The organism is Streptomyces sp. NPDC046900 (genome assembly GCF_040644975.1).
Classification (GTDB): domain Bacteria; phylum Actinomycetota; class Actinomycetes; order Streptomycetales; family Streptomycetaceae; genus Streptomyces.
Window position 1 is genome coordinate 1 of record NZ_JBEYXD010000055.1, and the last position, 24363, is coordinate 24363.

Annotated in this window: 24 protein-coding genes and 1 pseudogene; 15 read left to right on the forward strand and 10 right to left on the reverse strand. The window is 69.9% G+C overall.

What is annotated here, in order from left to right:
- From ABZ904_RS35190 to ABZ904_RS35200, 3 genes are all read left to right on the forward strand, one after another.
- On the forward strand, positions 1-214 hold a 214-nt coding region (locus ABZ904_RS35190; RefSeq protein WP_361827993.1), incomplete at its 5' end, for a zinc ribbon domain-containing protein.
- A gap of 300 nt (positions 215-514) precedes the next feature.
- Entirely contained in the window at positions 515-775 is a 261-nt protein-coding gene (locus tag ABZ904_RS35195; protein ID WP_359407616.1) for a type II toxin-antitoxin system VapB family antitoxin, read from the forward strand.
- On the forward strand, positions 772-1176 hold the full coding sequence (locus ABZ904_RS35200) for a PIN domain nuclease (protein WP_329512225.1): 405 nt from the start codon (positions 772-774) through the stop codon (positions 1174-1176). Before ABZ904_RS35195 ends, ABZ904_RS35200 begins: the two co-directional genes overlap by 4 nt.
- A gap of 178 nt (positions 1177-1354) precedes the next feature.
- On the opposite strand, the gene ABZ904_RS35205 is transcribed toward ABZ904_RS35200, so the two are convergent.
- Positions 1355-1741, reverse strand: coding sequence for a hypothetical protein (locus tag ABZ904_RS35205; protein WP_361827997.1), 387 nt, complete (start codon positions 1739-1741; stop codon positions 1355-1357).
- A gap of 73 nt (positions 1742-1814) precedes the next feature.
- Here ABZ904_RS35205 and ABZ904_RS35210 point away from each other — a divergent pair, with 73 nt between their 5' ends.
- The gene (locus ABZ904_RS35210; protein WP_361828000.1) at positions 1815-2054 is read left to right on the forward strand and encodes a hypothetical protein; all 240 of its coding nucleotides are present in this window, start codon (positions 1815-1817) and stop codon (positions 2052-2054) included.
- 1 nt (position 2055) lies between these two features.
- On the opposite strand, the gene istB is transcribed toward ABZ904_RS35210, so the two are convergent.
- The 6 genes from istB to ABZ904_RS35240 all read right to left on the reverse strand — a co-directional run bounded on the left by istB (position 2056) and on the right by ABZ904_RS35240 (position 6394).
- Entirely contained in the window at positions 2056-2877 is an 822-nt protein-coding gene (istB, locus tag ABZ904_RS35215) for an IS21-like element helper ATPase IstB (protein ID WP_361006047.1), read from the reverse strand.
- A 3-nt stretch (positions 2878-2880) separates the two neighbouring features.
- The gene (istA, locus tag ABZ904_RS35220) at positions 2881-4134 is read right to left on the reverse strand and encodes an IS21 family transposase (protein WP_361828003.1); all 1254 of its coding nucleotides are present in this window, start codon (positions 4132-4134) and stop codon (positions 2881-2883) included.
- 64 nt (positions 4135-4198) lie between these two features.
- Positions 4199-4654 (reverse strand): class I SAM-dependent methyltransferase, encoded by a 456-nt coding sequence (locus tag ABZ904_RS35225; protein WP_361828006.1) that lies wholly within the window; start codon positions 4652-4654, stop codon positions 4199-4201.
- Positions 4655-4692: 38 nt separating this feature from the next.
- On the reverse strand, positions 4693-5193 hold the full coding sequence (locus ABZ904_RS35230) for a phytanoyl-CoA dioxygenase family protein (RefSeq protein WP_361828090.1): 501 nt from the start codon (positions 5191-5193) through the stop codon (positions 4693-4695).
- The gene (locus tag ABZ904_RS35235; protein ID WP_361828009.1) at positions 5076-5561 is read right to left on the reverse strand and encodes a hypothetical protein; all 486 of its coding nucleotides are present in this window, start codon (positions 5559-5561) and stop codon (positions 5076-5078) included. The genes ABZ904_RS35230 and ABZ904_RS35235 overlap by 118 nt, the downstream gene beginning before the upstream one ends.
- Positions 5558-6394: a hypothetical protein gene (locus tag ABZ904_RS35240; protein WP_361828012.1), complete on the reverse strand. Its 837-nt coding sequence runs from the start codon at positions 6392-6394 to the stop codon at positions 5558-5560. The genes ABZ904_RS35235 and ABZ904_RS35240 overlap by 4 nt, the downstream gene beginning before the upstream one ends.
- A gap of 57 nt (positions 6395-6451) precedes the next feature.
- Between ABZ904_RS35240 and ABZ904_RS35245 the strand changes: the two genes are divergently transcribed.
- From ABZ904_RS35245 to ABZ904_RS35255, 3 genes are all read left to right on the forward strand, one after another.
- Positions 6452-6766, forward strand: coding sequence for a DUF6415 family natural product biosynthesis protein (locus tag ABZ904_RS35245; RefSeq protein WP_361828015.1), 315 nt, complete (start codon positions 6452-6454; stop codon positions 6764-6766).
- 321 nt (positions 6767-7087) lie between these two features.
- Positions 7088-8485, forward strand: a complete 1398-nt coding sequence (locus tag ABZ904_RS35250) for an IS1380 family transposase (RefSeq protein ID WP_361828018.1) — start codon at positions 7088-7090, stop codon at positions 8483-8485.
- Positions 8486-8918: 433 nt separating this feature from the next.
- The gene (locus ABZ904_RS35255; RefSeq protein ID WP_361828021.1) at positions 8919-9773 is read left to right on the forward strand and encodes an IS5 family transposase; all 855 of its coding nucleotides are present in this window, start codon (positions 8919-8921) and stop codon (positions 9771-9773) included.
- A 794-nt stretch (positions 9774-10567) separates the two neighbouring features.
- Here the strand turns inward: ABZ904_RS35255 and ABZ904_RS35260 are convergent.
- Positions 10568-11749 (reverse strand): annotated as a pseudogene (locus ABZ904_RS35260) (recombinase family protein); the annotation flags it as partial.
- Between the two features lie 305 nt (positions 11750-12054).
- Here ABZ904_RS35260 and ABZ904_RS35265 point away from each other — a divergent pair.
- The gene (locus ABZ904_RS35265) at positions 12055-12195 is read left to right on the forward strand and encodes a hypothetical protein (RefSeq protein ID WP_361828024.1); all 141 of its coding nucleotides are present in this window, start codon (positions 12055-12057) and stop codon (positions 12193-12195) included.
- On the opposite strand, the gene ABZ904_RS35270 is transcribed toward ABZ904_RS35265, so the two are convergent.
- Positions 12161-12652, reverse strand: a complete 492-nt coding sequence (locus ABZ904_RS35270; protein ID WP_361828027.1) for a hypothetical protein — start codon at positions 12650-12652, stop codon at positions 12161-12163. The two genes, ABZ904_RS35265 and ABZ904_RS35270, sit on opposite strands and share 35 nt — an antisense overlap.
- Positions 12653-13264: 612 nt before the next feature.
- Between ABZ904_RS35270 and ABZ904_RS35275 the strand changes: the two genes are divergently transcribed.
- From ABZ904_RS35275 to ABZ904_RS35285, 3 genes are read left to right on the forward strand one after another with little or no spacing between them, the layout of a single operon-like run.
- Positions 13265-14077: a hypothetical protein gene (locus tag ABZ904_RS35275; RefSeq protein ID WP_361828030.1), complete on the forward strand. Its 813-nt coding sequence runs from the start codon at positions 13265-13267 to the stop codon at positions 14075-14077.
- The gene (locus ABZ904_RS35280; RefSeq protein WP_361828033.1) at positions 14074-15111 is read left to right on the forward strand and encodes a 2-oxoglutarate and iron-dependent oxygenase domain-containing protein; all 1038 of its coding nucleotides are present in this window, start codon (positions 14074-14076) and stop codon (positions 15109-15111) included. The genes ABZ904_RS35275 and ABZ904_RS35280 overlap by 4 nt, the downstream gene beginning before the upstream one ends.
- Positions 15112-15171: 60 nt before the next feature.
- Positions 15172-16764: an amino acid permease gene (locus ABZ904_RS35285; RefSeq protein WP_361828036.1), complete on the forward strand. Its 1593-nt coding sequence runs from the start codon at positions 15172-15174 to the stop codon at positions 16762-16764.
- 10 nt (positions 16765-16774) lie between these two features.
- Here the strand turns inward: ABZ904_RS35285 and ABZ904_RS35290 are convergent, their stop codons facing one another.
- Positions 16775-17461: a helix-turn-helix domain-containing protein gene (locus ABZ904_RS35290; RefSeq protein ID WP_361004011.1), complete on the reverse strand. Its 687-nt coding sequence runs from the start codon at positions 17459-17461 to the stop codon at positions 16775-16777.
- Between the two features lie 238 nt (positions 17462-17699).
- Here ABZ904_RS35290 and ABZ904_RS35295 point away from each other — a divergent pair, with 238 nt between their 5' ends.
- From ABZ904_RS35295 to atzF, 4 genes are read left to right on the forward strand one after another with little or no spacing between them, the layout of a single operon-like run.
- Entirely contained in the window at positions 17700-18461 is a 762-nt protein-coding gene (locus ABZ904_RS35295; protein WP_361828039.1) for an urea amidolyase associated protein UAAP1, read from the forward strand.
- Complete coding sequence (locus ABZ904_RS35300; RefSeq protein WP_359407639.1) at positions 18458-19096, forward strand: urea amidolyase associated protein UAAP2; 639 nt, start codon at positions 18458-18460, stop codon at positions 19094-19096. The genes ABZ904_RS35295 and ABZ904_RS35300 overlap by 4 nt, the downstream gene beginning before the upstream one ends.
- Before the next feature lie 5 nt (positions 19097-19101).
- Complete coding sequence (gene uca / locus ABZ904_RS35305) at positions 19102-22692, forward strand: urea carboxylase (protein ID WP_361828042.1); 3591 nt, start codon at positions 19102-19104, stop codon at positions 22690-22692.
- Positions 22689-24362 (forward strand): allophanate hydrolase, encoded by a 1674-nt coding sequence (gene atzF / locus ABZ904_RS35310; RefSeq protein WP_361828045.1) that lies wholly within the window; start codon positions 22689-22691, stop codon positions 24360-24362. Before uca ends, atzF begins: the two co-directional genes overlap by 4 nt.
- The last annotated feature ends 1 nt before the right edge of the window (position 24363 follow it).

The following is a 24363-nucleotide window of genomic DNA, read 5'->3' on the forward strand; positions in this document are numbered from 1 at the left end:
CCCGGCGCACACCACGATGGACTGCGCGCAGTGCGGAGCGAGAACCAAGCACGCACTCCCTCTCTCGATGAGAACCTATGCCTGCACCGTGTGCGGAGCCGTCTCCCCCAGGGACAAGAACTCCGCCCGCGTGATGCTGGTCCGGGCAGGTTGGAACCCGGACGGTGTCGAGGGCGTAAGACCTCCTGGTCCGCTGGACCAAGAGGCGGCCTGAGCCGTACATCCCCGCTCAGCCCTGGAGGGTGGAGAATCCCCTCCCTCCAGGGAGGGGAGCCTTCAAGTCGGTCATCTCTGTGACGGGCTCCCTCAAGCGCACCGCGGGCAAAGGCCGGCGCAGAGCGGGGGTAGCCGCGAGACCGCCGGACGAGTTAACGAAGGGACTCATGATGACCGGCTTCCGGGGTGAGCTTTGAAGCGCTACGAGTCGCAACGAGGCGGTCGGGTGCGCGGGGCGCCCGGGGCACACCCGCGATATATACGTGATAGAGTTACGTATAGATGAAAGAGGGTTGCCATGACCAAGATGCTCATCGACATCGACGAAGAGGCCCTCGCCGCTGCTCAGCAGGCATTCGGCACCAAGACCAAGAAGGACACCGTCAACCGCGCCCTGTCCGAAGCGGCCACGCGCATCAACCGGGCCAAGGCCCGCACGGAGCTCGCCCGATTGGCCGCCGACGGCGCGGTGGACCTCGACCTGCTGCTGGACAAGAAGAACTACCGGCCCAAGCCCGGCGATAAGCACCGCGACCGAACGGGGCGGGACGCGGCGTGAACTACCTCGCCGATACCTCCGCCCTGGCGCGCCTGATCCCAGACATCCAGGACGAGTACGGCTTCAACCAGGCCATCGACGCCGGCCTGGTCGGCGTCTGCGACATCACCGAGCTGGAGTTCTGCTACTCCGCCCGCACCGCGGCCGACCGCTCCGCCATCCTCACCCTCCTCGCCGCCGCGTACACGTGGGTGCCGATCCCCGATGGCATCTACCAGCGCGCCCGCGAGGTCCAGCAGCTGCTCACCAACCACGGCGAGCACCGCGGCCCCGGCACCGTCGACCTACTGGTCGCCGCCACGGCCGAACTGTCGAACCTGATCCTGCTGCACCGCGACGCCGACTTCGAAACGATCGCCAAGCACACCGGCCAACCCACCAAGATCCTCCCCGGCCTATAAGGGCCGCCGACGCCCCCGCGGCGCCACCCACCCCACCCAAGACACCGCCCCGTGCACACCAGAGCGATGTGCACGGGCATCGGACCGCCCAGGCCCGACCCGGCGACCGAGAGAGCGAGGAAAACCGCCCCCGTATCCCCGGACCACGGACACGATCCGTGCGGCAACGCGCAGGTCGTCAGGGGCGGATGGCGATGATGGCTTCGGTGCGTGCGACTTCGTCGAAGACGCCGTCGGGGTTGAACTCGCTGAGCGCCTGGCGCAGGTCGCGTTCGAAGGCGTCCTTGTGGTCGCCGAGTTGGGCGGGGCTGGAGTAGCTGTAGGAGAACTGCAGGCCGACGACTTCGTCGAGGGTGCGGGTGACGGTGCGGTCCCAGCGTGCGGTTTCGACGTTGGAGAACGGGGACCGAGCCAGCACGTCCTGGTGGCGTTCCTTGGGGTGGGAATAGGTGCCCGACCCGGCTCGGCGCTCGGGCCCGAGGTAGCGGGTGCGGACATCGGCAATGACCTGGAGCCAGGGGGCGGGCTCAAGGTTGTCAACGCTCTCGCAGAACTGAACACCCACCAGTCCCGCAGAATTGACCCCCGGGGTCGTGCGGTTGGGTCAAGCAGCTCGGTTTGCCCGGCATCATGGGCGCATGGAAGATGATCTGCCGACCGTGTCGGTGCGCCTGTGGCGTGCGGACGCCATCGTCCTGTTCGACTGGCTGATGACCACGGATCTCGACTCGGTGCCAGTCACCCATCCTGCCCAGAAGCAGGCCCTGGCCGATCTGCTGTCACGGCTGGAGTGGGCCGCGGACGCCGATGTGACCGGGGCGACCGCCAAGGACATCGCGGTGGCTCAGAGCGAAGTCGCCCGGGATATGGACTGGTAGTTCAGCCGTGGTGAGCGCGGTTCTCCTTGGCCAGCAACTCGCGTCGCTGGCGGGTCCGGTAGGAGTCTCCGGTGAGAGTGAGAACCTCGGCATGGTGGACTAGGCGGTCGATCATCGCAGCGGCGACGACGTCGTCGGAGAAGGTCTCTCCCCAGCGTCCGAAGGGCAGGTTCGAGGTGACCATTACGGAGCCCTGTTCGTAGCGCGACGCGATGAGCTGGAAGAACAGGTTCGCGGCGTCCTGATCGAACGGGATGTAGCCCACCTCGTCGATGATGATCAACTTGTAGCGGCGGATCTTCTTCAGCTCCGCTTCGAGCCGGCCGGCCTGGTGGGCCGCGGCAAGGCGGGCGATCCAGTTGCTCGCGGTGTCGAACAGGACCGAGTAGCCGGCATGAGCGGCCTTGACGCCGAGCCCGATGGCCAGGTGCGTCTTCCCGATCCCGGGCGGCCCGAGCAGGATCACATTGTCGGCCTTCGCGACGAACGTCCCCGTCGCCAGGTGCGCGAGAACGTCCCGCCTGAGCGACGGCAGGTGGTCGAGATTGAAGTCCTCCAGCGTCTTGACCTGCGGAAAGTGGGCCGTGCGGATCCGCATCGTGGTGCCCTTGGACTCCCGATCGGCGACCTGCCGCTGCAGCAGGGCCGCCAGATACTCCTCGTGGGACCAGTTCTGGTCGCGGGCCTGGTCGGCCAGCTCCTCCCAGAAGGCGCCGATGGTCGGCATCTTCAGCACCCGGGTCAGATAGGACAGCATCGACGGCATGCCGTCCTTCGGCCCGCTCGCCGCGGCGGCCGGCTTGGGCTTCGTGGCTGTACTCACGTGTCACTTCGCTTTCGTGGACGGCGGATTGAAGTCGACGCCGAACAGGGCGTCGTAGTCGGGCAGGGCCCGCAATGCGACAGGGTGCCCGTCGGTGTGATGGCGGACGGCTGCCTGGCGTCGTTGGCGGTCCAGCGTGAGCGCCTCGCGCATCTTCGCGGCGGTGGCCGCATGGACCGGATCGGTGATGACCTGCTGTTTGGCCCAGGACCGCTCGTGCCGGGCGACGACCTTCCCGTCACAGAACACGGTCACCGTCTCCGGAGACGCGGTGACGTCGACGAACCGGCCGATGACCTGCGGGTCGACCGAGTAGTCGACGGCGTCGACGCGGACGTAGTAGTCCCGGCCGAGCCGGATCCGGGAGCTCAGGCCGATCGGCGGGACGACCGGCGGCAGCGGGACCATTGCTTGGTAGTCGGTCTCCAGCAGGTCGACCGGCCGACCCTGGATCGCGCGGACGGTCCGCGCATTCGCCCTGGTAAGCCAGTCCTCCAGCTGCCGGTTGAAGTCCGCCGGAGATGCGAACAGGCGGCCCGGCAGGAACGAGGACTCCAGGTACTGGTTGTTCCGTTCGACCAGACCCTTGAACTCAGGGTCGCGGGGCGGGGCGAGCCTGATCCTGGTCGCCAGGGTGCCGGCGAAGGCCGCCGCCGGGGCGGTCACCTTCCCCGTCCCGCCGATCGCAGCCTCCCGGTCCCAGACCAGCGTCTTCGGCACTCGGCCGATCCCGTGGATCAGCGACCACATGCCCGACAAGATGTCCCCGGCCTGCCGGGACGGGATCATCACCGCGGACAGGAACCGCGAGAAACCGCAGGTCATCACCAGCACCGGCAGCACCCGCTGCTGACCGGCCCCGACAGGCACCCTCATCTCCGGGAACCACAGGTCGCACTGGGCGACCTCGCCAGGCTGGTAGGTCACCCGGTCCACCGGATCAATCCCGACGTACTCGGGCCGGATCAGCGCGAGCCGCTTCCGCAGCGGCGGCAGCGAGTACGGCCAGCCGATCCGCTCGGCGATCACCGGCGCCGGCATCCTCGGCCATTCCTGCAACAGAGCCCGCATCTGCGGCTCGTAAGCGTCCGCGACCTGCCCCCGCGGAGCCCGCTGGAACACCGGCGGCCGGTCCGAGTTCAACGCGGCCAAGACCGTGTTCCGGGCCACCCCCAGCCGCCGTGAGATCTCCTTGATGGGCACACCCTCCGCGCGATGCAGACGGCGTATCTCTGCCCAGTCCTCCACCTTCAGCACCCTCCAAGAGTGATCAAGGGGGTCAATAGTGCGGGATCGCTACGGGGTTAGTTTTGCGGGAGCGTCAACAAAGGTCGCCGGGGGCGCCGCCGGAGGCGAGGACGACGGCCCCGTTCGGCTCGATGAGCCGGTCGAGGTCGCGCAGGGTCTGATCGCGATCCATCCAGTGGAAGGCCGCGCCCATCGCAGTCAGCAGCACCGGTTCGAGGCCCATGCTGAGCAGGGCGGTGGAGTCGCCTTGGCGCCAGTCGATGTTGGTGATGCCCTGCTCGGCGGCGAGCTTGCGGCCCTCGTCGAGCATGCCGGGCTCGGGGTCGACGGCGGTGACGTGGCCGACGAGCCTGGCGAGGGGGAGCGCGAGCACGCCGGTGCCGGTGCCCAGGTCCAGGACGCGCTGAGTGCCGTCCAGGGCGAAGCGTGCGGCCAGCATGTCGTAGAAGGCTTGGTCGTAGCCGGGCCGGAAACGGGCGTAGTAGGGGGCGGTGGAGGTGAACAGCTCGTCAGGCGTGTAGGAGGTCATCTCTTCAGTCTTTCGCGTCCAGTTGGCCGGGTGCGGTGTCATCCCGAAGAACGAGCCGGGGCCGGGTTGAGGTGCTGCCACCAGGTGCGCAGGGGCGCGGCTCGGGCGCCTTCGTGTGCGACGGAGCCGTCGGGGTGACGGTCCGGTCGGCCGAGCAACTGCCGCTCGATGTCGGTCAGGTCCTCGCGGTCCAGCAGGTGGGGGGCGGGGTCGTCGACGGGGGCGAGCCAGCGGTAGCCGTATTGCATCATCACGGCGAGGCGGGGGTGACCGGAGGTGTTCAGGCCGCCCGCGTGCCAGGTGCGGTTCTCGAACAGCAGCGCATCGCAAGGGCCGATGTCGGGGGTGATTGCGCCGGGCGGGTCGATGGCTCCGGCCGGGACGGTGACGGGCCCGGTGTCGCTGTGGCTGCCCGGAAGGATCATGGTGACGCCGGCGTCGGGGGTGAGGTCGCTGAGGAAGTAGGCGGCCTTGATCGACAGTCGCGGGACAACCTGGTGCCGAGGTCGCGGTTGGTGGAGCTCATGTCGCGGTGCCAGCCGTGTCGCTCGGGGACGCGGATGGTGCGCGTGCCGCCGGGCGGGATGGACGGCATGTAGATCAGGTTGCTGGACATCAACTGCAGGTTCGCGCTCAGCAGCGCGACGAGGGTGGGCAGCACCTTCGGGTTGGTGACCAGCGGCAGGAAGACGTCATCCATCGCGACGATGCCGTGGAAGCCGTCCTTGCCGTCGACGCTGCGGTCCCTCCCGAGGATGCGGTGGGTGGCCGGCAGCCGCATCGCCGCGAGCGCGGCCTGTTCGCGCCAGTCGGGCGTGATCACGTCGCGCAGGATGACGAAGCCTTCGCGTTCGAAGGCGCTCAGGACCTTCGGGTCGGGCGGGGATGCCGTATCGAGGGTTGTCATCCGCTGTGCTCCTTGATCATGAGGGCGGCCTGGGCGGAGAGGGCGGCGGCCGAGAGGCCGCAGTGCTCCAGCAGGCCCTCCGGGGTGGTGGGGCGAGCGGGTTCCCGGTAGCCGACGACGTGGAACCGGCTCGTCTCGCCACGAGCGGCCAGCAACGCGCGGACGGTGCCGGGATGGGTGGGGACGGCCATCAGGACGGGGGTGTCAGTACCGAACATGCGGGTGAAGGTCTTCTCAGGAAGAGCGTAGGGCCAGCGCGGGGCCGGACCGAGGGCCGCGAGGTCGTTGACATGCAGATAGCGGATCTTGATCTCGGGGTTCGACTCGCGCAGCAGCCTGACGGCGGACAGCTCGCGGGCTGGGATGTCGCCGGCCGAGGCGAGGACGAGGTCCGGGCGGCCGTGGTGGCTCAGGTGGGGCCAGACGGCGGCGCCGTCGGTGAGCTCGTCGCGGAACGGGTCCGGCGGGAACGAGGGACCCGGGTGCTTGTCGGTGATCAAGAAGTTCACGCGGTCGTGCCCGGCCACCATCACCGCGAGGACGGCGGCGGCCCGCATCGCGTCCGCCGGGGTGTAGACGTGTACGAAACCGTCCTCGGTCTCCAGCATCGACGAGACCAGGCCGGGGTTCTGGTGGGTGTAGGTGTTGCGCCAGCCCAGCAAGGTGATCAGGTAGTTGACCGACGGCAGCCCGCCCCGCCCAGTCTTACGGAACACACGGGCCAATCGGTCGGTGGTCTTGGGGTGGGCAGTGGATGCCTGGTCGATCCACACCGTGCGGCGCTCGACGTCGACCAGGTACCAGATGCGCCGGCCGGCGGTGTTCCCTGTCAAGTTCGTCTGTTCAGAGGTCGTTAAGTCCCGTTCCTGATGATGTGGTGTCGCCCGTTCGTGAGGCTGCCGGAGGATGACGTGCCCCGGCACTGCGCACTCGCCTGCATCGGCGAGTCCCGCGTCAAGCTGCGGGCCACGGTTGGTGACGGGCCGGACCAGGCCGTGGCGTACGCCCGGAGGCTGGCGCGCTCCCTTACGGCCTTGTGCGACCACTACGAGGCGCTGACCGGCGTGGAGATGTGTCTGGCCTGCGACAGGCCGATCAGAGATCGCGAGGACTCGGTTTCGTACGGGCAGGTCAGTCCCTCCGGCGGAGCCGCCTGCGCAGGCCGCATCCACACGCGGTGCGCCCATACCGTGCGCCGCGGGTGATGAAAACCCACCGCGCCCGGTGAATACGGGCCGGGGCCCATGGTGGCCGCTTCGGGTCAGGGCCGCACCAGCACCCGCCTCACCGAAGGCTGGAGCACAGCCACGTTGGCCATCCCGCCGAGAGTGTCTCGCCGGGGGGCCACGTACGCCCGCCAGGCTGCCGCCCCCTGAACGGGTCGAGCGTCTCTGATTGGCTTAGCCTTGATCCACCGACCGATGCCTTGTGGATAACGTTTGAGGAAACGAGGAAGTGCCTTGTGACCTGCGATGATGGGAGTTCTTGAGGCTTCCAGCACGCACGATCAGCAAGGCACTTCCGAGATGCAAGTTTCCCATACGCCGGCGGCGGTCTCCGCTGCGTTCGACGACCCGAACCTGATCGCGCATGCCGGCCTGATTCCGGTGATGCGGCTGGCCGAGCGGTGCGGGCTCGCCCGTCTGACGTCGCAGAAGGTGAAGCTGAGCGGGGCGAAGAATGGCGCGGGCGCCGGGGCAGACGCCAAGGTCACCAGCATCGTGGGTGGCATGGCCGCAGGGGCGGACAGCATCGACGACCTGCGCATACTGCGCCACGGTGCGATGCCAGCCGTATTCCGACAGGTCCGTGCCCCGTCCACCTTGGGCACGTTCCTGCGCGCGTTCACCCACGGCCATGCCCTCCAACTACACGCGGTGCACCGCCAGTTCCTGGTCGCGCTGGCCGCGCACACCCCGCTGCTGCCTGGTTCCGGCGAGAAGGCGTTCATCGATGTCGACTCCACTCACAAACGCGTTTACGGCCGCACCAAGCAGGGTGCCGAGTACGGCCGGTTCAAGGGCATCCGCACTCTGCACCCCCTGCTCGCCACGATCTGCACCCCCACCTCCCGGCCGGTGATCGCCACCGTGCGGATGCGCCGCGGCAAGGCAGCCGACTCCCGCGGCGCCCCGAAATTCGTCAGCGAGGCACTGGCCACTGCCCACGAGGCCGGCTGCACCGGCCTGCGCATCCTGCGCGCCGACTCGCAGTTCTACAACGCCGGTGTCATCGCCGCCTGCCGCCGGGCCGGCGCCCGTTTTTCCCTCACCACCGGCATGAACCCCTCCATCAAACGGGCCATCGCCGCCATCCCCGACACCGCCTGGCAGCAGATCACCTATCCCACCGCAGTGCCCGACCCCGAGACCGGCGAGCTCATCTCGGACGCCGAAGTCGCCGAGATGCCCGCCTACACCGCGTTCGCCGGCCGGAAGAAAGCAGACCGGGTCACCGCCCGGCTGATCGTGCGCCGGGTGCGTGACCTGGCCAAACCCGCCACCCTGGGCGAGCAGGGCGAACTCTTCCCCGCCTGGCGCTACCACCCGTTCTTCACCGACAACCCCGCCCCCACCCTCCAGGCCGAGCGGGAACACCGCCACCACGCCGTCGTCGAGCAGGTCATCGCGGACAGCAAAGCCTCCGCCCTGGCCCACCTGCCCTCGGGACACTTCCACGCCAACGCCGCCTGGCTCACTCTGTGGGCGATGGCCTACAACCTGCTGCGGGCCGCAGGCGCCCTGGCCTCCGCCTTCCACGCCAAAGCCACCACCGCCACCCTCCGCGCCCACCTCGTCCACGTCCCCGCCAGGATCGCCCGCTCCGCCCGGCGCCTCACCCTGCACCTGCCCCGCAACCGGCCCTGGCGGCATGCCTGGACGCAGCTGTTCGACACCGTCCACGCGCCGCCCGAACCCGCTTGACAGCCCCTGCCCACCCCGCCCGCCAGGGCACGACCGGAACCGAAACGTGGAAAAGCTGGGCAGACCAGCGGATACCACCTGCCCAGACACAGACGCCGACCCGAAACCCGCTCAAAAACCGGTCAGAAGATCCAGTCCAGGCCACGTCGGTGGATCAAGGCTTAGAAGCCGTTGCTCTATCGATCATGGTGATCACCGGTTCGAGTGCGGTGACTCGGTTGGGTGATCTTGGATCACAGCAGGTATGAAGGCAGGGCCTCCTGGCCAGCTCGGGATTGCTGAAGTCCTTCGAGTGCCAGGAGGCCCTGTGCTGCAGTCTTCCGTTCCGGTGTCCTCGTCGTCCAACTCGGTTGCCCGGTCGTGTGATTGCCTCGCGCACGTGTACGGCAACGCGGAGGATCGTCCGGACAGGCTGCCGAGGTATCCGTCGGACATGACGGACGCAGAGTGGGCCAAGGTCCGTGAGGTGCTGCCGGTGCCGGGCTGGCTGGAGGGAAGGGGTGGGCAGCCGGAGGGCTACTGCCACCGGCAGATGGTCGACGCCATCCGCTACCTGGTGGCCGGCGGCATCACATGGCGGGCGATGCCGAGCGACTTTCCCGCGTGGGACCGTGTCTACGCCTTCTGGCGGCGTTGGCGGGACAAGGGCCTGATCAGTGAGTTGCACGATCGGCTGCGCGACCGGGTCCGCGAGGCCGAGGGACGGGATGCGGAGCCGACGGCGGCGGTCATCGACGCACAGTCGGTGAAGGGGGCAGCGTCGGTGCCGGCCGCAACCCGGGGCTTCGACGGCGGGAAGAAGGTCAACGGCCGCAAGCGGCACATCGTGGTGGACACCCTCGGGCTGCTGCTGGCCGTGGTGGTCACGGCGGCGTCGGTCACCGACCGGGAGGCAGGCCGCAGTCTGCTGGCCCGGCTACGCGAGCGGCACTGGCGGATCACGCGGGTGTGGGCCGACGGCGGATACACCGGGCACTTGGTCGACGTCGCCCGCAGCCTCTGGCAGATCGCGCTGACGGTGGTCAAGCGCAGTGACGACGCCTCGGGGTTCACCGTGCTGCCCAAGAGGTGGCTGGTGGAGATCCGTCAAGCACAGTGCACTCATGGAGTCTGTTGCTCTGCCGTCTCGGCGGTCTCGGTCCAGATGCGGCGGCTGTACCAGCCAGGCGGACGGGTGCGGCGTTCGCGGAGTTCGGCGAGTTCTCGCTGGTCGGCGTGGGCGATGAGCCGGTGGGGCCAGCAGCTCTCGCGTCGGACAGTGATCCAGCCGCGGTCGATCCAGGCGTAGAGAGTGGAGGTCGTCATCTCCAACTCGGCGGCCAGGTGCTTGAGCCACCACTCGTCCGGGCCGGGCTCCTCCCCAGGTGGTGCGGGGCGATGCCGGTGGACACGGCCCGCGGGGCAGGCGAGGCGGCGCATGAGGTCGCGGACGGTGGCCGCGGAGATACGCTTGCCGCCCTTCGCGGGCCGGAAGCCCTCGGCTTCCAGGCGGTCGGCGATCCCAGTCGCGCCGATGCCCTGGCCTGCGAGTTCGCGGATCCGATCGGTCAGTTGTGGGTAGTAGCTGAGCTGTTCCAGCCGCTGGACCGGGCGAGTGACTTCTTGAGCCGTGGTGGTCCCGCCGGCCCAGACGATCGTGACCTTCACCTGCTCGCTGGCGCCGAGCACGGTGACGACGACCTTGTCGACGACCGCGCGGATGATCTCTTTGCGGTCCGCTGTCGTGGTGCTGTTCGCATGCCATAAACCCTCGATGTCGCAGGCCAGGGCGGTGATGGTCTGCCGCTCAGCCGGAGTGAGGGTGTGCGGACTGCTGCGAGTGAAGCGGTCGTACTCCTCGCTAAGCCGCTGCTGTGCAGCGAGTGCGTCCTCCCACTCCTTCTCCAACTGGCGCACGACCAGGCGGTTCTCCGGTTCGGCGAGGTGATGGCTGCGCCGGGCCCGGTCGGCAACGTGCGCGGCGCGTTCCAGCCGTTGCGACCACAGCCGTTCCAGCTCGGCTCGCTCGGCCAGGACCTGGTCGGCCGCGCGCAGGGAGACCTCGACGGCAGCGGGGGTCAGTGCCGCGAGGACCTGTTGCTCGACGAAGGCGTCCACGCAGGCGGAGTTGAGCAGCTGGCAGCTCTTCTGCGCGCCGTAGTTGGTCACGTCCCGGGCGCACACATACTCGGGCAGAGCCTTGCTGTGCTGCGTGTGGTAGCGCACGCTCATGCGCCGGTTGCAGCGTCCGCAGTGCACCAGCCCGGCAGATAGCGCGGGCCCGCCCCGGACCGCGCCCATGGCCTCGGCGACGGCGCGGTTGGCCGCCAATCTCGCCTCGTTCGCCTCGAACTGGGCGACGGTGATGTAAGCGGGCAGGACATTCGGGATCATCACATGCCATCCGTCCCGGGAGCGGACGACCCGTCCGGTGCTTGGCCGTGCCGGATCCTGGCGGCGCGGGTCGACACGGCGCCGCCCGTAGGCATAGATCCCGGCATAGGCCGGATTATGCAGCAGGGTCTGCAGCGTCATCCGGTTCGGCCTTCGCCACTCCAGGGTGCCCTTGTCCGGTCCCTCGCGCAGCCGGATGCCCAACTGGATGTCGTGGTCGACGAGATAGCGAAGTACTGCGTGCAAGGTGCCGAGCCGCTCGAACTGCACGAAAATCATGCGGATCACGGTCTGCACCTGCTCGTCCGGATCGAGGGCGATCTCCCCGGACGGGCGGCGGACATAACCGCTGGGCAGGGCGAAGGCCAGCTCGCCGCGGCGGGCCTTGTTCAGGCGCCCGCTCCACATCCGCTGCTTGATCAGGTGGAGCTCGGCCTCGCTCATCGTGCCCTTGAGCCCCAGCAACAGCCTGTCGTTGTACTCGGCCGGGTCGTAGACCCCGTCGGTGTCCGCCAGCACCGCACCCGACAGGGCACACAGCTCGATCAGCTGGTACCAGTCCCTGCCGGAGCGGGCCAAGCGGGACATCTCGATCCCCAGCACGAGACCGACGTGGTCCAGCCCGATCTCGGTGACCAGACGCTGGAAGCCGGTCCGGGCCACCGCACTCGCCCCCGACTTGCCCAGGTCCTCGTCGATCACCAGGACCCGGTCCATCTGCCAGCCGAGCGCGACCGCCCGGTCCACCAGGGCGTACTGCAACCGCGTCGACTCCTGGTGATCGACGAGCTGCTGGCGCGTGGACTGACGGACGTAGATCACCGCGAGCCGCTGCAGGTGACGGTCGTCAATCTTGCTGCCAGGCCGCTCCCACGGCATCACCGAGGACATCGCCGGTCCCGCTCACTCGCCGTCCCGGCGGCCGACAACGCGCGGCTCGCCAGCCGCACCAACTGACCCACCACCGCCTGCCGGTTCACCGCCGGCAGTGCTGCCCACACCTGCCCATCCGGCACCGCCGGAATCCTTCTCTGGGGCCGACGTCACTGTCGTCGCGCATGACGACCCGTTCCCCTCGTCGCTCAGCCGGCCCCGCAACCGTCGGGCCACAGCGGCCAACCGCTGCAGGCCCTCACGGCTGATTATCGGCGTTCGCTCGCTGCCTTGACTATCCATAAGCGCAGTGTGGTTGGGCGATGGAGCGCACGTTCGCGTGGCTGATGCGCTCACGGCGCCTGGCCCGCGACTACGAGGCCCGCACCGACAGCGCGGAGGCGATGATTCTGTGGTCGATGAGCATGGTCATGAGCCGCCGCCTGGCCCAGCGGCGACACTGAACCTGCCGGGCACCGCCTCGACCAGCCAGCCCCGCGCTGCCAGGCGCTTGGCCTTCGACCGCACACCCTCGACCTTCGCCGGAACCGGCTCCAGCCCGAGCGCCACGGCGAGCTGCCGGCAGTCCATCGCCTCCTCGACCAGCTCGGTCACGATGGCCATGATCCGCCGATAGTCCGACGCCAGCACGCCAGCGTCGAGCCCTTCCCGCCACCTCGGCACCACCGAGCCGGGCACCGCACCGACCGCACCCGCAACCGGTGCCGACCGCTCCTCGCGCACGGTCACCACAGCGTCCTCGCCTCCGCTCGGCTCCGCCAGGACCTGCCCGACCGTCTCACGGGCGATCACGAACCGCCCCAATGCGGCTTCCGCTTCCCGAAGCTCTGCCTGAAGAACCTCCACCCGCTGCCGGGCGGCACGCTCCCGCTCCTCCAGCAACCCCATCACCGACGGCACTTGGCACCTCCACCGAGGAGACAGCACGACATGCCATCACTGCCGCACGAGAACCGGACTATGCCTGACCAGCGGAAACGCAGCGGTCACGATCGGAAAGACAACGGCTTCTTAGTGAGCCTGAGCGTTGCTCAGCCTTGGGGGCCAATCGCCTTCGTGCCCTGGTACTGAACGACAGGAGCCGCCAGCCCGCGTGGCACGTCCCTCCGGACGCTGGTCGACCAGGCCGCGAGACCCGACCGAGGAGGGTGCCCGACGTCGCCTGGGCGCCGGGCGTGCGCGCAGCACTCTGCCACAGGTTCACTACGGTTCGCTACTCCAACCGGTGAGCCTGGGGCGGCCGCCTCACGACACCGTTCAACACTCACCGCGATGGGAACCATCCGATGACCGCCAGCACAGCCAGCGCAGCAGACCCGGCCGCGAGCCGGCTCGTGCCCTGTATCACCAGCCGCGAGGGCGAGCGTCCCGACCTGCTGCTATCGCTGCGCGGCATGCGCGGCCCGAAAGGGTGAGGGTTTCGGATCTCGCCGGATACCGCGGTGTTATAGGACGGAAACAGCCGGCGCTTAATTTCTGTCTCCCGATAGAAATCCAGCCGCCGGAGACCGCATGTCCGACGCCGCTCCCGCCCTCGCTGACCTCCGCGGCGTGTGGTTCCGCTCGCTGCTCGTCGACGCGGGCGGCGGCCGTGACACCACCACTTCGGTCACCTGGGTGCAGGGTCCCACCCGCTACGCCGACCTTCGGCAGCCGGCCGGCCGCCCCCAGCCGCGCGGCATCACGGGTCTGGCCGACCTCAGCGCCTCCCAACTGCTCGATCTGACCGCCCAGGAAGCCTTCGCCGGCCGGCTGCGCCGCCTCGACGACGCGTACCACTGGGACCGCTTCTTCGACTTCGCCCCGGTCGCGCTCCCCGACTCCGGGCGACTGCACCGGCAGGGTCCCGCCCTCATCGAGGAAGGGCTTCACACGCCGTACGTGGAGCACTGGCACCCCGCGCCCGAGTCGGGCCCACCGCATGCCGCCCTCGATCTCACCGACCCGGAAGACGGCCGTGCGGGCCTGCTCGTGCGCACCGGAAGCTGGTTCTGCTACGTGCGCGACCGCGCCGTACCCGTCCCTGTCGGCGCCCCGCTCGCCGACCTTGTGCGCGGTGCGGCGGACCTCTCCCAGGCTCGCCTGCTGGTCGACCTGGAGGTCTCCCTCGGACGGATCGCCACAGGCCGCTGGACCGTGCGGTGCTCCACACTCCCCCACCGCGTCGGTGCTGAGCTCGCTCCGCGCCTGCTCCCCGGTGAGCGCCTTTCCATCGCGGACACCGGACCCGGCGGGACCCCCCGCACCCGGGTCTTCGCCGTCACCGCAGGCGAAGGCGCGGTCTTCGCCCTCACCGGCCATGCCTGGAAAGGAGTCCACAGTTGACCGCGCCCTGCGACTTCACCCGCATCCCCGTCGTGGACGTCTCGCCCCTGTCGCACGGCTCGTTCCAGGCGCGGCGACGTGTCGCGCATGCACTTGGTCGCGCAGCCCGCGAGGTGGGGTTCATGTACGTCACGGGCCATGGCATCCCGGACGGCCTCTTCGACGACCTGCTGCGCACGACGAAGGAGTTCTTCGCCCTGCCCTACGAGGACAAGATGCGCTGCTGGATCGGCGCCTCCCGCAACCATCGCGGTTATGTGCCCAAGGGCGAGGAGGTCTTCGCGGGCGGCTCTCCCGATCACAAGGAAGCCTTCGACCTCTCCATCGACCTGCCCGCCGACGACCCGGACTACCTGGCCGGGAACCCGCTCCTCGGCCCGAACCAGTGGCCCGATCTGCCCGGCTTCAAGGAAGCGGTCACCCGCTGGTACGACGCGGTCTTCGACCTCGGGCGGACCCTCTTCCAGGGCTTTTCGGTCGCTCTCGGCCTCGCCCCGGACGCCTTCGACCGGTACCTCACCAAGCCCCCGAGCCAACTGCGGCTCATCCACTATCCGTACGACCGTTCGCCCCAAGACCGCCCGGGCATCGGCGCGCACACCGACTACGAGTGCTTCACCCTGCTGCGGCCCACCGCTGCAGGGCTGGAGGTCATGAACGGCGCGGGTACCTGGATCGACGCACCGCCGCTGGGCGACGCCTTCGTCATCAACATCGGCGACATGCTCGAACTGTGGACGGGCGGCGAATTCGCCGCCACGACCCACCGGGTGCGCAAGGTCAGCGAGGAGCGGTACGCCTTCCCGCTCTTCTTCTCCGTTGACTACGCCACCCGGGTCGCGCCGCTGCCGGGCTTCTCTGAGGTCCCCGGAGTCAGCGAACTCGTAGCCGGCGAGCACCTGTTCGCGCAGACCGCCCAGACCTTCCGCTACCTCCGGCAGCGCGTCGCCGACGGCGAGATCTCCCTGCCGGGCAGCGCGCTCGCCCTGTCCTCCTTCGGCCAGGAGGCGCGGCAGTCCTCCCCCGCCGACTGACCGCCGCTCAGCCCCGCCCTCTTCACCGTCGAAAGCTCCCAGACGAAAGCAGGTACTGCCATGTCCGCCACCGCTCCCAGCGACGTACGCCCCGACCCCCCGTCCGCCCCCGTGAACACGGCGGCCGACGGCTCGCTGGAGACCTTCGGCTATCGCCAGGAACTCCACCGGACCATGGGCCGTTACGCCTCGTTCGCAGCCGGCTTCTCCTTCCTGTCGATCCTGACGACCGTCTTCCAGTTCTTCGCCGTCGGATACTCCCTCGGCGGCCCGGTCTTCTTCTGGACCTGGCCCGTGGTGCTGGGCGGGCAGTTCCTGGTGGCCCTGTGCTTCGCCGAGTTGGCCGCCGGCTACCCGATTTCCGGGGCCATCTACCAGTGGTCGACCCGGCTGAGCACTCCGGTCTTCGGCTGGTTCGCGGGCTGGATCATGGTGATCGGGCAGATCGTGGTCGTCGCGGCGGCGGCACTGGCCCTGCAGATGGTGCTGCCGCCTATCTGGTCCGGCTTCCAGGTCATCGGCGGCGACCCGGCGCCGCTCTCTGCCACCGGGGGAGCCAACGCGGCGGTCCTGGGCGTGATCCTGCTGGCCCTGACCACCCTCATCAACGTCATCAACAACCGCGTCCTCTCGGCCGTCAACAGCATCGGCGTCACCTGCGAGATCATCGGCGCCGCCTTGATCGTCCTGCTGCTGTTCACGCACTCCAAGCGGGACCCCGGCATCACCTTCCACACCGGCGGGGCCTCCGGCGGCCCCCTGATCAGCATGCTGCTGGTCGGTTCCGTCACCGCCGCGTACGTCATGGTCGGCTTCGACAGCGCGGGCGAGATGAGCGAGGAGACCCGCAATCCGCGGCGCACTGCACCGCGTACGATCCTCGCCGCGCTGCTCGCTGGCGGACTGCTCGGCGGACTGCTGGTTCTCGGCGGGCTGCTGGCCGCGCCGAGCCTGACCGACAGCAACCTCGCCACGAACGGTCTCAGCTACGTCCTGACCAGCGACCTCGGCGATGGCGTGGGCCGGCTGCTGCTCGCGGACGTGGCCGTCGCGATCAGCGTGGCCACCCTCGCTGTGCAGACCTCGGCCTCCCGCATGATCTTCTCCATGGCGCGTGATGGCAGGCTGCCCTGCGCCGAGCGGTTGGCGAAGGTCTCGTCTCGCACCGGGATGCCGAACGCCCCGGCGGTCGTCGTCGGCCTCCTGGCTGGCCTTCTGCTGCTGCTCAACCTCGTCTCCCCCGACGCCTTCCTGGCCATCGGCACGACCTGCATCGTGATGCTGTACCTGGCCTACGCCATGGTCACCGGGCCGATGCTGGTCCGGCGGCTGAAGGGCCAGTGGTCCCCGTCGGCCGACGGGGAGCGGGACGAACTCGGCAGGCCGCTGTTCTCGCTCGGCCGCTGGGGTCTGCCCGTCAACGTGCTCGCGCTGGCGTACGGGCTGTTCATGACGGTCAATCTGGCGTGGCCGCGCGCCGCGGTGTACGACCCTGCAGGCGGCCACTGGTACTTCCAGTGGTTCACGATCCTGTTCGTCGGTGCCACGGTCGTGGCGGGCGCGGTGTACCTGTACCGAGGGGGCGCCCGGACCGTGAGGGGACTCGACGAAGCGGCCCGTACCGAGCTGGAGCCCGCGGCCGCACGGTCCTGAGCAGCAGCCGTCACCCCCGCGCCGCGAGGAGCCGCTGCCCCTCGCGGCGCAGTCGTGCCAGGGACCGCTGCGGCACGCCCGCGATCCGCAGTGCCGCGTCGGCCGTCGCCACCGCGAGGGCCTGAGGGTCGCGGGCGGGGTCGGCGCGCCGGATGAGGATCACGCTTTCAGTGAGGCCGAAGAGGAGGTCCGTACGCAGCGCGAGCTCTAGTGCGCCGAGCGCCGCGCCCGGCTCCGTGCCCGCCAGCAACTGCCCGTAGGCCGCCTTCAGTTCGGCGCGGACCTGGTGGAAGACGGCGAAGCGCTCCGTCTGCACCTCGGGCAGGAGGTAGAGGGCCCCCAGGTTGTGCGGGCCGCGGCACAGCAGCATGACGTCGCATTGGCACAGAGCCCATAGTCGCGCCTCGGCGGCTGCCTCGGTACGGGCCACCAGCTGGCGCGCGACCTCCAGCGAGGGGCGGACGGTCCCTTCGATGAGTGCCGCGAGAATCGCTTCCTTGCCGTCGAAGTAGTGGTACAGCGACGCCTGGCGCAGACCGGTCCGCTCGGCGACGGCCCGGGTGGAGGTCGCGGTGTAGCCGTGTGTGGTGAACAGCTCGGCCGCCGCGGCCAGAACCTCTTCGCGCGGCTCCAGCCCACTGGCGGGACGCTCCTGGGCGCGTGGGCGGCCGACTCTTCTGCTGGTGGACGGGCTCACTCCGTGATCCTCGCACAGGCCCGCGAGCTCCCCGCGCGCCGAGCTGCCGGAGTGAGTTGCCGGTTACCACCGCGAAACGCACGGGCAATGGCCCCGACTCGCCCCGCACTTAATTTCTGTCACACGACAGAAATAGCGTCTAGCCGGAGGTTCAGCCGTGGCGACACCCTCAGCAACAGCGTCGGCCTTTGGTGCCCGCGATCATGCCCGCGCCCAGCAGGGCACGAAGTCCGACACCATGCCCGTACTCCCCGCGAGCAGTTGGCCGACGCCCCCCGAGGGAATCGTCTCCGAGGACCTTGTGTGGGCCGAGACCGTGGCGGGCGGCAGCTACACCCACAAGGTCCTCGCGCGCGGCACCGAGCTGCGGCTGACCGACCTCACCGGCGACGCGTGCGCACACGTCCTGCTCTACAGCGCCGACCGTCCCTGGGAGCGGCTGAACGCGGCCGACACGGTCAAGGTGCTCTGGAACGCGTACCTCGGCGAGGGACACCTGCTGCTGTCCGACCAAGGCCGGGTCCTCGCCTCCATCACGGAGGACACCTCCGGCCGGCACGACGCCCTCACCGGCACCTCCACCCTTGCCCGAAACACCGAGCGGTACGGGGACGGAACCCCTCAGTCGGCCTCCCCGGCCGGGCGTGAGCTGTTCAAGCTCGCCGCCCTCAAGAACGGCCTTGGCCCGCGGGACATCCCGCCGTCCGTCTCCTTCTTCCAGGGCGTCAGGATCACCGCGGACGGCACCACCGAGTTCACCGGCTCGGCGGGCTCTGGCAGGTCCGTCACGCTGCGCGCCGAGCAGCCGCTGACCGCGCTGATCGTCAACGTCCCGCACCCACTGGACCCGCGCCCCACGTACATCTGCGGACACCTCGAGGTCCTCGCGTACCGGGCCAGGCCGACCACCCCCGCCGACGCCCTGTGGGACCTCACGCCCGAGGGTCGCCGCGCCTTCCTCAACACCGCCGAGCACCTCACCGCCAGGGGGATCGCATGACCGCCGCCACCGCCCTTGCGGGCCGCGTCGTCTCCGACCAGACCGTCCCGGCCCGCGCCGCCTGGTCCGCCGTCGTCCGCAGGGGTCAGCTGCTGACCATCACCGACCTGTACGGCAACCAGGCCGCGGACTTCCTCGTCTACGACGCGCACGACACCTTCGTGCGCTACAGCGCCCCCGACACCATCCAGGCCCAGGGCAACATCTTCCTGACCACCGGCTCGGTGCTGCTGTCCAACGAGCACACCCCGCTGATGACCGTCGTAAAGGACACCTGCGGGCGGCACGACACCGTCGGCGGCGCCTGCTCCAAGGAGTCCAACATCCTCCGCTACGGACACCACACCTGGTCGCAGCACGCCTGCGTGGAGAACTTCCTCGCCGAGGGCAGCAAGCACGGCCTGGGCAAGCGCGACCTGGTGTCCAACATCAACTGGTACATGAACGTGCCGGTCGAGGCGGACGGCACCCTCGGCATCGTCGACGGCATCTCGGCTCCGGGCCTGAAAGTCGTGCTGCGCGCCGAGACCGACGTCCTCGCGCTGCTGTCCAACTGCCCGCAGATCAACAACCCCTGCAACGGATTCGACCCGAGCGCCCTGCAGACGACGATCACCGAGCCGGACGGGACCTGAACCCCATGACGTTCGACACCCTGCTGGTCGCCAACCGCGGTGAGATCGCCTCGCGCATCATCCGCACCGCCCGCAGGCTCGGCCTGCGCACCGTCGCGGTCTACTCCGACCCGGACCGCGGGGCCGAGCACGTCCGACTGGCCGACGAGGCCGTACGGCTCGGCCCCGCGCCCGTCAAGGACTCCTACCTCGACGCCGCCCTGGTCCTGAAGGCCGCTAAGGACACCGGAGCGGGCGCCGTCCACCCCGGCTACGGCTTCCTGTCCGAGGACGCCGGCTTCGCCCGCCGCTGCGCCGAAGCGGGTCTGGTCTTCGTCGGCCCCACCCCCGAACAGCTGGAGCTGTTCGGGGTCAAGCACACCGCGCGCGCCGCCGCGCATGCCGCCGGCGTGCCGCTCGCCCCCGGCACCGGACTGCTGCCCGACGTGGACGCGGCCCTTGTGGCAGCCGAGGACATCGGCTACCCGGTGATGCTCAAGGCGACCGGCGGGGGCGGCGGTATCGGCATGCAGGCGTGCCACAGCGCCGACGACCTCGCCGACGCCTGGGAGCGGGTGCAGCGCGTGGCCGCCGCCTCCTTCTCCTCCGCCGGGGTCTTCCTGGAACGGCTCGTCGAGTGCGCCCGCCACGTCGAGGTGCAGGTCTTCGGCGACGGCGAGGGCCACGTCGTCACCTTCGGCGACCGCGACTGCTCGCTACAGCGCCGCAACCAGAAGGTCCTGGAGGAGGCCCCGGCGCCGGGGCTGCCGGACGCGGTTCGCGAGCAGCTAGCCACCTCGGCCCGCAACTTGTGTACGTCCGTGCACTACCGCTCCGCCGGCACGGTCGAGTTTGTCTACGACGCTGACCGCGAGGAGGCGTTCTTCCTTGAGGTCAACACCCGCCTCCAGGTCGAACACCCGGTCACCGAGGAGATCTACGGCGTCGACCTCGTGGAGTGGATGCTGCGCCTCGCCCAGGGTGAGACCGCGGTCGTCACCGCGCCCCCGGCGCCGAGGGGCCACGCCGTCGAGGCGCGCATCTACGCCGAGGACCCCTCCCGCGACCACCGGCCGAGCGCCGGCCTGTTGACCCGTGTCGCCTTCCCCGAGGGCGTCCGCGTCGACACCTGGGTGGAGACCGGCACCGAGGTCACCACCTCCTACGACCCGATGCTCGCCAAGGTCATCGCGTACGGCACCGACCGCGCCGAGGCGCTCGGCAGGCTGGACGCGGCGCTCGCCGCGACCCGCCTCGACGGCATCGAGACCAACCTCGGCCTGGTGCGCGCCGCACTCCGGGACGCCGACGTGCGCCTCGCGGCCCACTCCACCGCCTCGCTCGCCTCAATCAGCGACCCGACGCCGCGCATCGAGGTCCTCGTGGCGGGCACCTTGACCACCGTGCAGGACTGGCCCGGACGCACAGGCTACTGGCAGGTCGGCATCCCCCCGTCCGGACCGATGGACGACCTGTCCTTCCGGCTCGGCAACACCGCGCTCGGCAACGCCGAGGGCGCGCCCGGCCTCGAGTGCACCCTCCAGGGCCCCTCGCTGCGCTTCACCCACCCGACGACGGTCTGCGTCACCGGCGCACCCACACCCGTGACGATCGACGGCATCGCCGTACCGCAGTGGGAGCCGGTCACCGTCGAGGCCGGGCAGATTCTGGCCGTCGGGGCGCCCGACAAACACGGCCTGCGCACCTACGTGCTGTTCGCGGGCGGCCTGGACGTGCCTGAGTTCCTGGCCAGCGCGGCCACCTTCACCCTCGGCCGGTTCGGCGGGCACGGCGGCCGCGCCCTGCGCGCGGGTGACGTCCTGCACGGCGGCGAGCGGCGCCCGCAGACCTGCGCCGTCCCCCCGGGCCGACGCCCGGCCTTCGGCGGCGAGTGGTACATCGGCGCGGTCGAAGGCCCGCACGCCGCCCCCGAGTTCTTCACCGGCGACGACATCCGCGACTTCTACACCGCGGAGTGGAAGGTGCACTTCAACTCGGCGCGCACCGGTGTACGCCTCATCGGCCCCAGGCCGCGGTGGGCGCGAACGGACGGCGGTGAAGCTGGACTGCACCCGTCCAACATCCACGACACGCCGTACTCCGTCGGCGCCGTCGACTACACCGGCGACATGCCCGTCCTGCTCGGCCCCGACGGGCCCTCCCTCGGCGGCTTTGTCTGCCCGGCGACGATCGTGACCGGACAGCGCTGGAAACTCGGCCAGCTGCGTCCCGGCGACTCGGTCCGCTTCGTCCCGGTGACCACCAAGGCCGCCGCCGGGCTGCGGCGGAACCCGGCCGCCGCACCGCGCGCCGATCGCGAGGCCATCGTCGACGGCGGTATCCTGGCCCGCCTGGCGCAGACCGAGGCCCGCCCGTCGGTCACGTACCGGCGCAGCGGCGACGACAACCTTCTCATCGAGTACGGACCGATGCAGCTGGACCTGGCGCTGCGCATGCGGATCCACGCGCTCACACAGGTGCTGGGCGGGCAGCGGCTCGACGGCATCGTTAACCTGACCCCGGGCATCCGCTCCCTCCAAATCCAGACAGACCCCGACGTCCTGCCGCAGGACAAGCTCCTCGAGATCGCCCAGCGCGTGGAGGAGGAGGAACTCCCCGCCACCGACGAGCTGGTGGTGCCCAGCCGGATCGTCCACCTGCCACTGTCCTGGGACGACCCGGCCACCCGCGAGGCCATCGCCCGCTACATGGCGGGCGTGCGCGACGACGCCCCGTGGTGCCCCTGGAACATCGAATTCATCCGTCGCGTCAACGGCCTGGAGACGGTCGACGACGTGTACCGCACCGTCTTCGACGCCGAGTACCTGGTCATGGGTCTGGGAGACGTGTACCTGGGCGCGCCGGTGGCCACGCCGCTGGATCCGCGGCACCGGCTGGTCACGACCAAGTACAACCCGGCCCGTACCTGGACCGCGGAGAACTCGGTCGGCATCGGCGGCGCGTACCTGTGCGTCTACGGCATGGAGGGTCCCGGCGGCTACCAGTTCGTCGGCCGCACCACACAGGTGTGGTCGGGCTGGCAGCAGCGCGGCGCCTTCGAGCCAGGCAGGCCCTGGCTGCTGCGCTTCTTCGACCGGATCAGGTGGTACCCGGTCGATGCGGACGAACTCCTGGAGCTGCGCGCGGACATCACGTCCGGCCGGTTCGTACCGAGAATCGAGGAGGGCTCCTTCTCGCTCGCCGCCTACCAGCGGTTCCTCGCCGAGAACGCCGACTCGGTCGCCGAGTTCCGAGCCCAGCAGAGCGCGGCGTTCGACGCGGAACGCACCGCCTGGGAGGTGGCAGGCGAGTTCGGCCGCGCGGAGACGGCCGCAGAGGTTGCCCCGCCGGCCACCGACGTCGCAGTCCCCAAGGGCGGCCACCTGGTCGAGGCCGAGTTCACCGCCTCCGTCTGGCAGGTCAACGTCGAGGTCGGCGACCGCGTGTCGGCCGGGCAGCCGCTCCTCGCGCTCGAAGCGATGAAAATGGAGTCCCGAGTCCCGGCCCCCACCGACGGTATCGTCGCGCAGATCCTGACCAAGCCGGGCAGCCAGGTCGAGGCGGGCACCGCGCTGATCGTCATCGCTCCCGTCGAGACCGTGGAGGCAGCCGCATGATCACCGCAGTGGAACGGGTACGGGCCGCCTACGCGCGCATCGCGCAGGTCGACCGGCCCGAGGTGTGGATCTGCCTGCGCCCGCAAGCCGAGACCGAGGCGGACGCCGCCGCGGTCGACAAGAGGATTGCCGCCGGTGAACGGCTACCGCTGGCCGGGACGGTGTTCGCGGTCAAAGGCAACATCGACGTGGCTGGGTTGCCGACCACCGCCGGCTGCCCCGCCTATGCGTACATACCGGACGCCGACGCCCCGGCCGTGGCCCGTCTGAAGGCGGCGGGGGCCGTGGTCCTCGGCACCACGAACCTCGACCAGTTCGCGACCGGGCTGGTCGGCACCCGAAGCCCGTACGGCACGGTCCGCAACGCCGTCGACCCGAACCGCGTGTCCGGCGGCTCCTCGTCCGGCTCGGCGGTCTCTGTCGCGCTCGGCATCGCCGACATCGCGCTCGGCACGGACACCGCGGGTTCGGGCCGGGTCCCGGCGGCCTTCAACGGCATCGTCGGTCTCAAGCCGACCATCGGGCTGGTCCCGACCGAGGGCGTCGTTCCGGCCTGCGCCTCGCTCGACTGTGTAACGGTCTTCGCCCGTACGCTCCCGGAAGCCGAGCGGGCGCTGTCCCTCATGGCAGCGCCCTCCGGGCGCCCAGTAACGGCGCCGGCCCCACGTCGCCCTGGCCCGTGGCGGATCGCCGTCCCGGAACCCGAGCAGCTCGGCCAACTGGACACAGGCTGGGTTGAGGCGTTCCAGGCAGCAGCGCAGCTGCTCGCCGACGCGGGCGCGGAGCTCCTGCCCGTCGACCTCACACCGTTCACCGAGGCAGCAGCGATGCTGTACGAGGGCGCGTTCGTCGCCGAGCGCTACACCGCCGTCGGAGCCTTCATCGACTCGCACGCAGGCTCGCCAGACCTCGACCCGACCGTGGCCGGAATCATCTCCCGAGCGAAGAACATTCCGGCCCACCAGCTCTTCGCCGACCGGCAAAAGGTGGCGTCCCTCCGCGCCCGGGCCCTGGCCTCCCTGGGCGACGCGGACGCACTGCTCCTGCCGACTGCACCGGGCCACCCGACTATCGCCGAGGTCGCGGCCGACCCGCTGGGCGCCAATGCCCGGCTCGGCCGCTACACCAACTCGACCAACCTCTTCGATCTAGCGGCGGTTGCCGTTCCCGCGGGTGAGGTGAACGGACTGCCATTCGGCGTCATGCTGATCGGCCCCACCTTCACGGACGAGCGGCTCCTGCCGATCGCCGGGTTGCTCACCGCCCCGCCCCTGCGGCTCGCTGTGATCGGTGCGCACCTCTCCGGGCAGCCCCTGAACGGACAACTGCTCGCCGTGGGAGGACGGCTGGTACGTACGACCATGACCGCGCCCGCCTACCGGCTGTACGCGTTGGACACTCTGCCTCCGAAGCCGGGTCTGGTCCGGGTCGGCAAGGGCGGTAGTACGATCGAGGCCGAGGTGTGGCAACTGCCCGCCCAGGGGCTGGGCGCGCTGCTCGCCGCGTTGCCTCGCCCGATGGCGCTCGGCAGCGTGGAACTTGCGGACGGGAGCTTCGTGACCGGCTTCCTCTGCGAGCCCCAGGCGGTCGAGGGTGCCCGTGAGATCACCTCATTCGGCGGCTGGCGCGCGTACGTGCACGCTCTTCCCCGCCCGGAAGACCGGCGCTGAC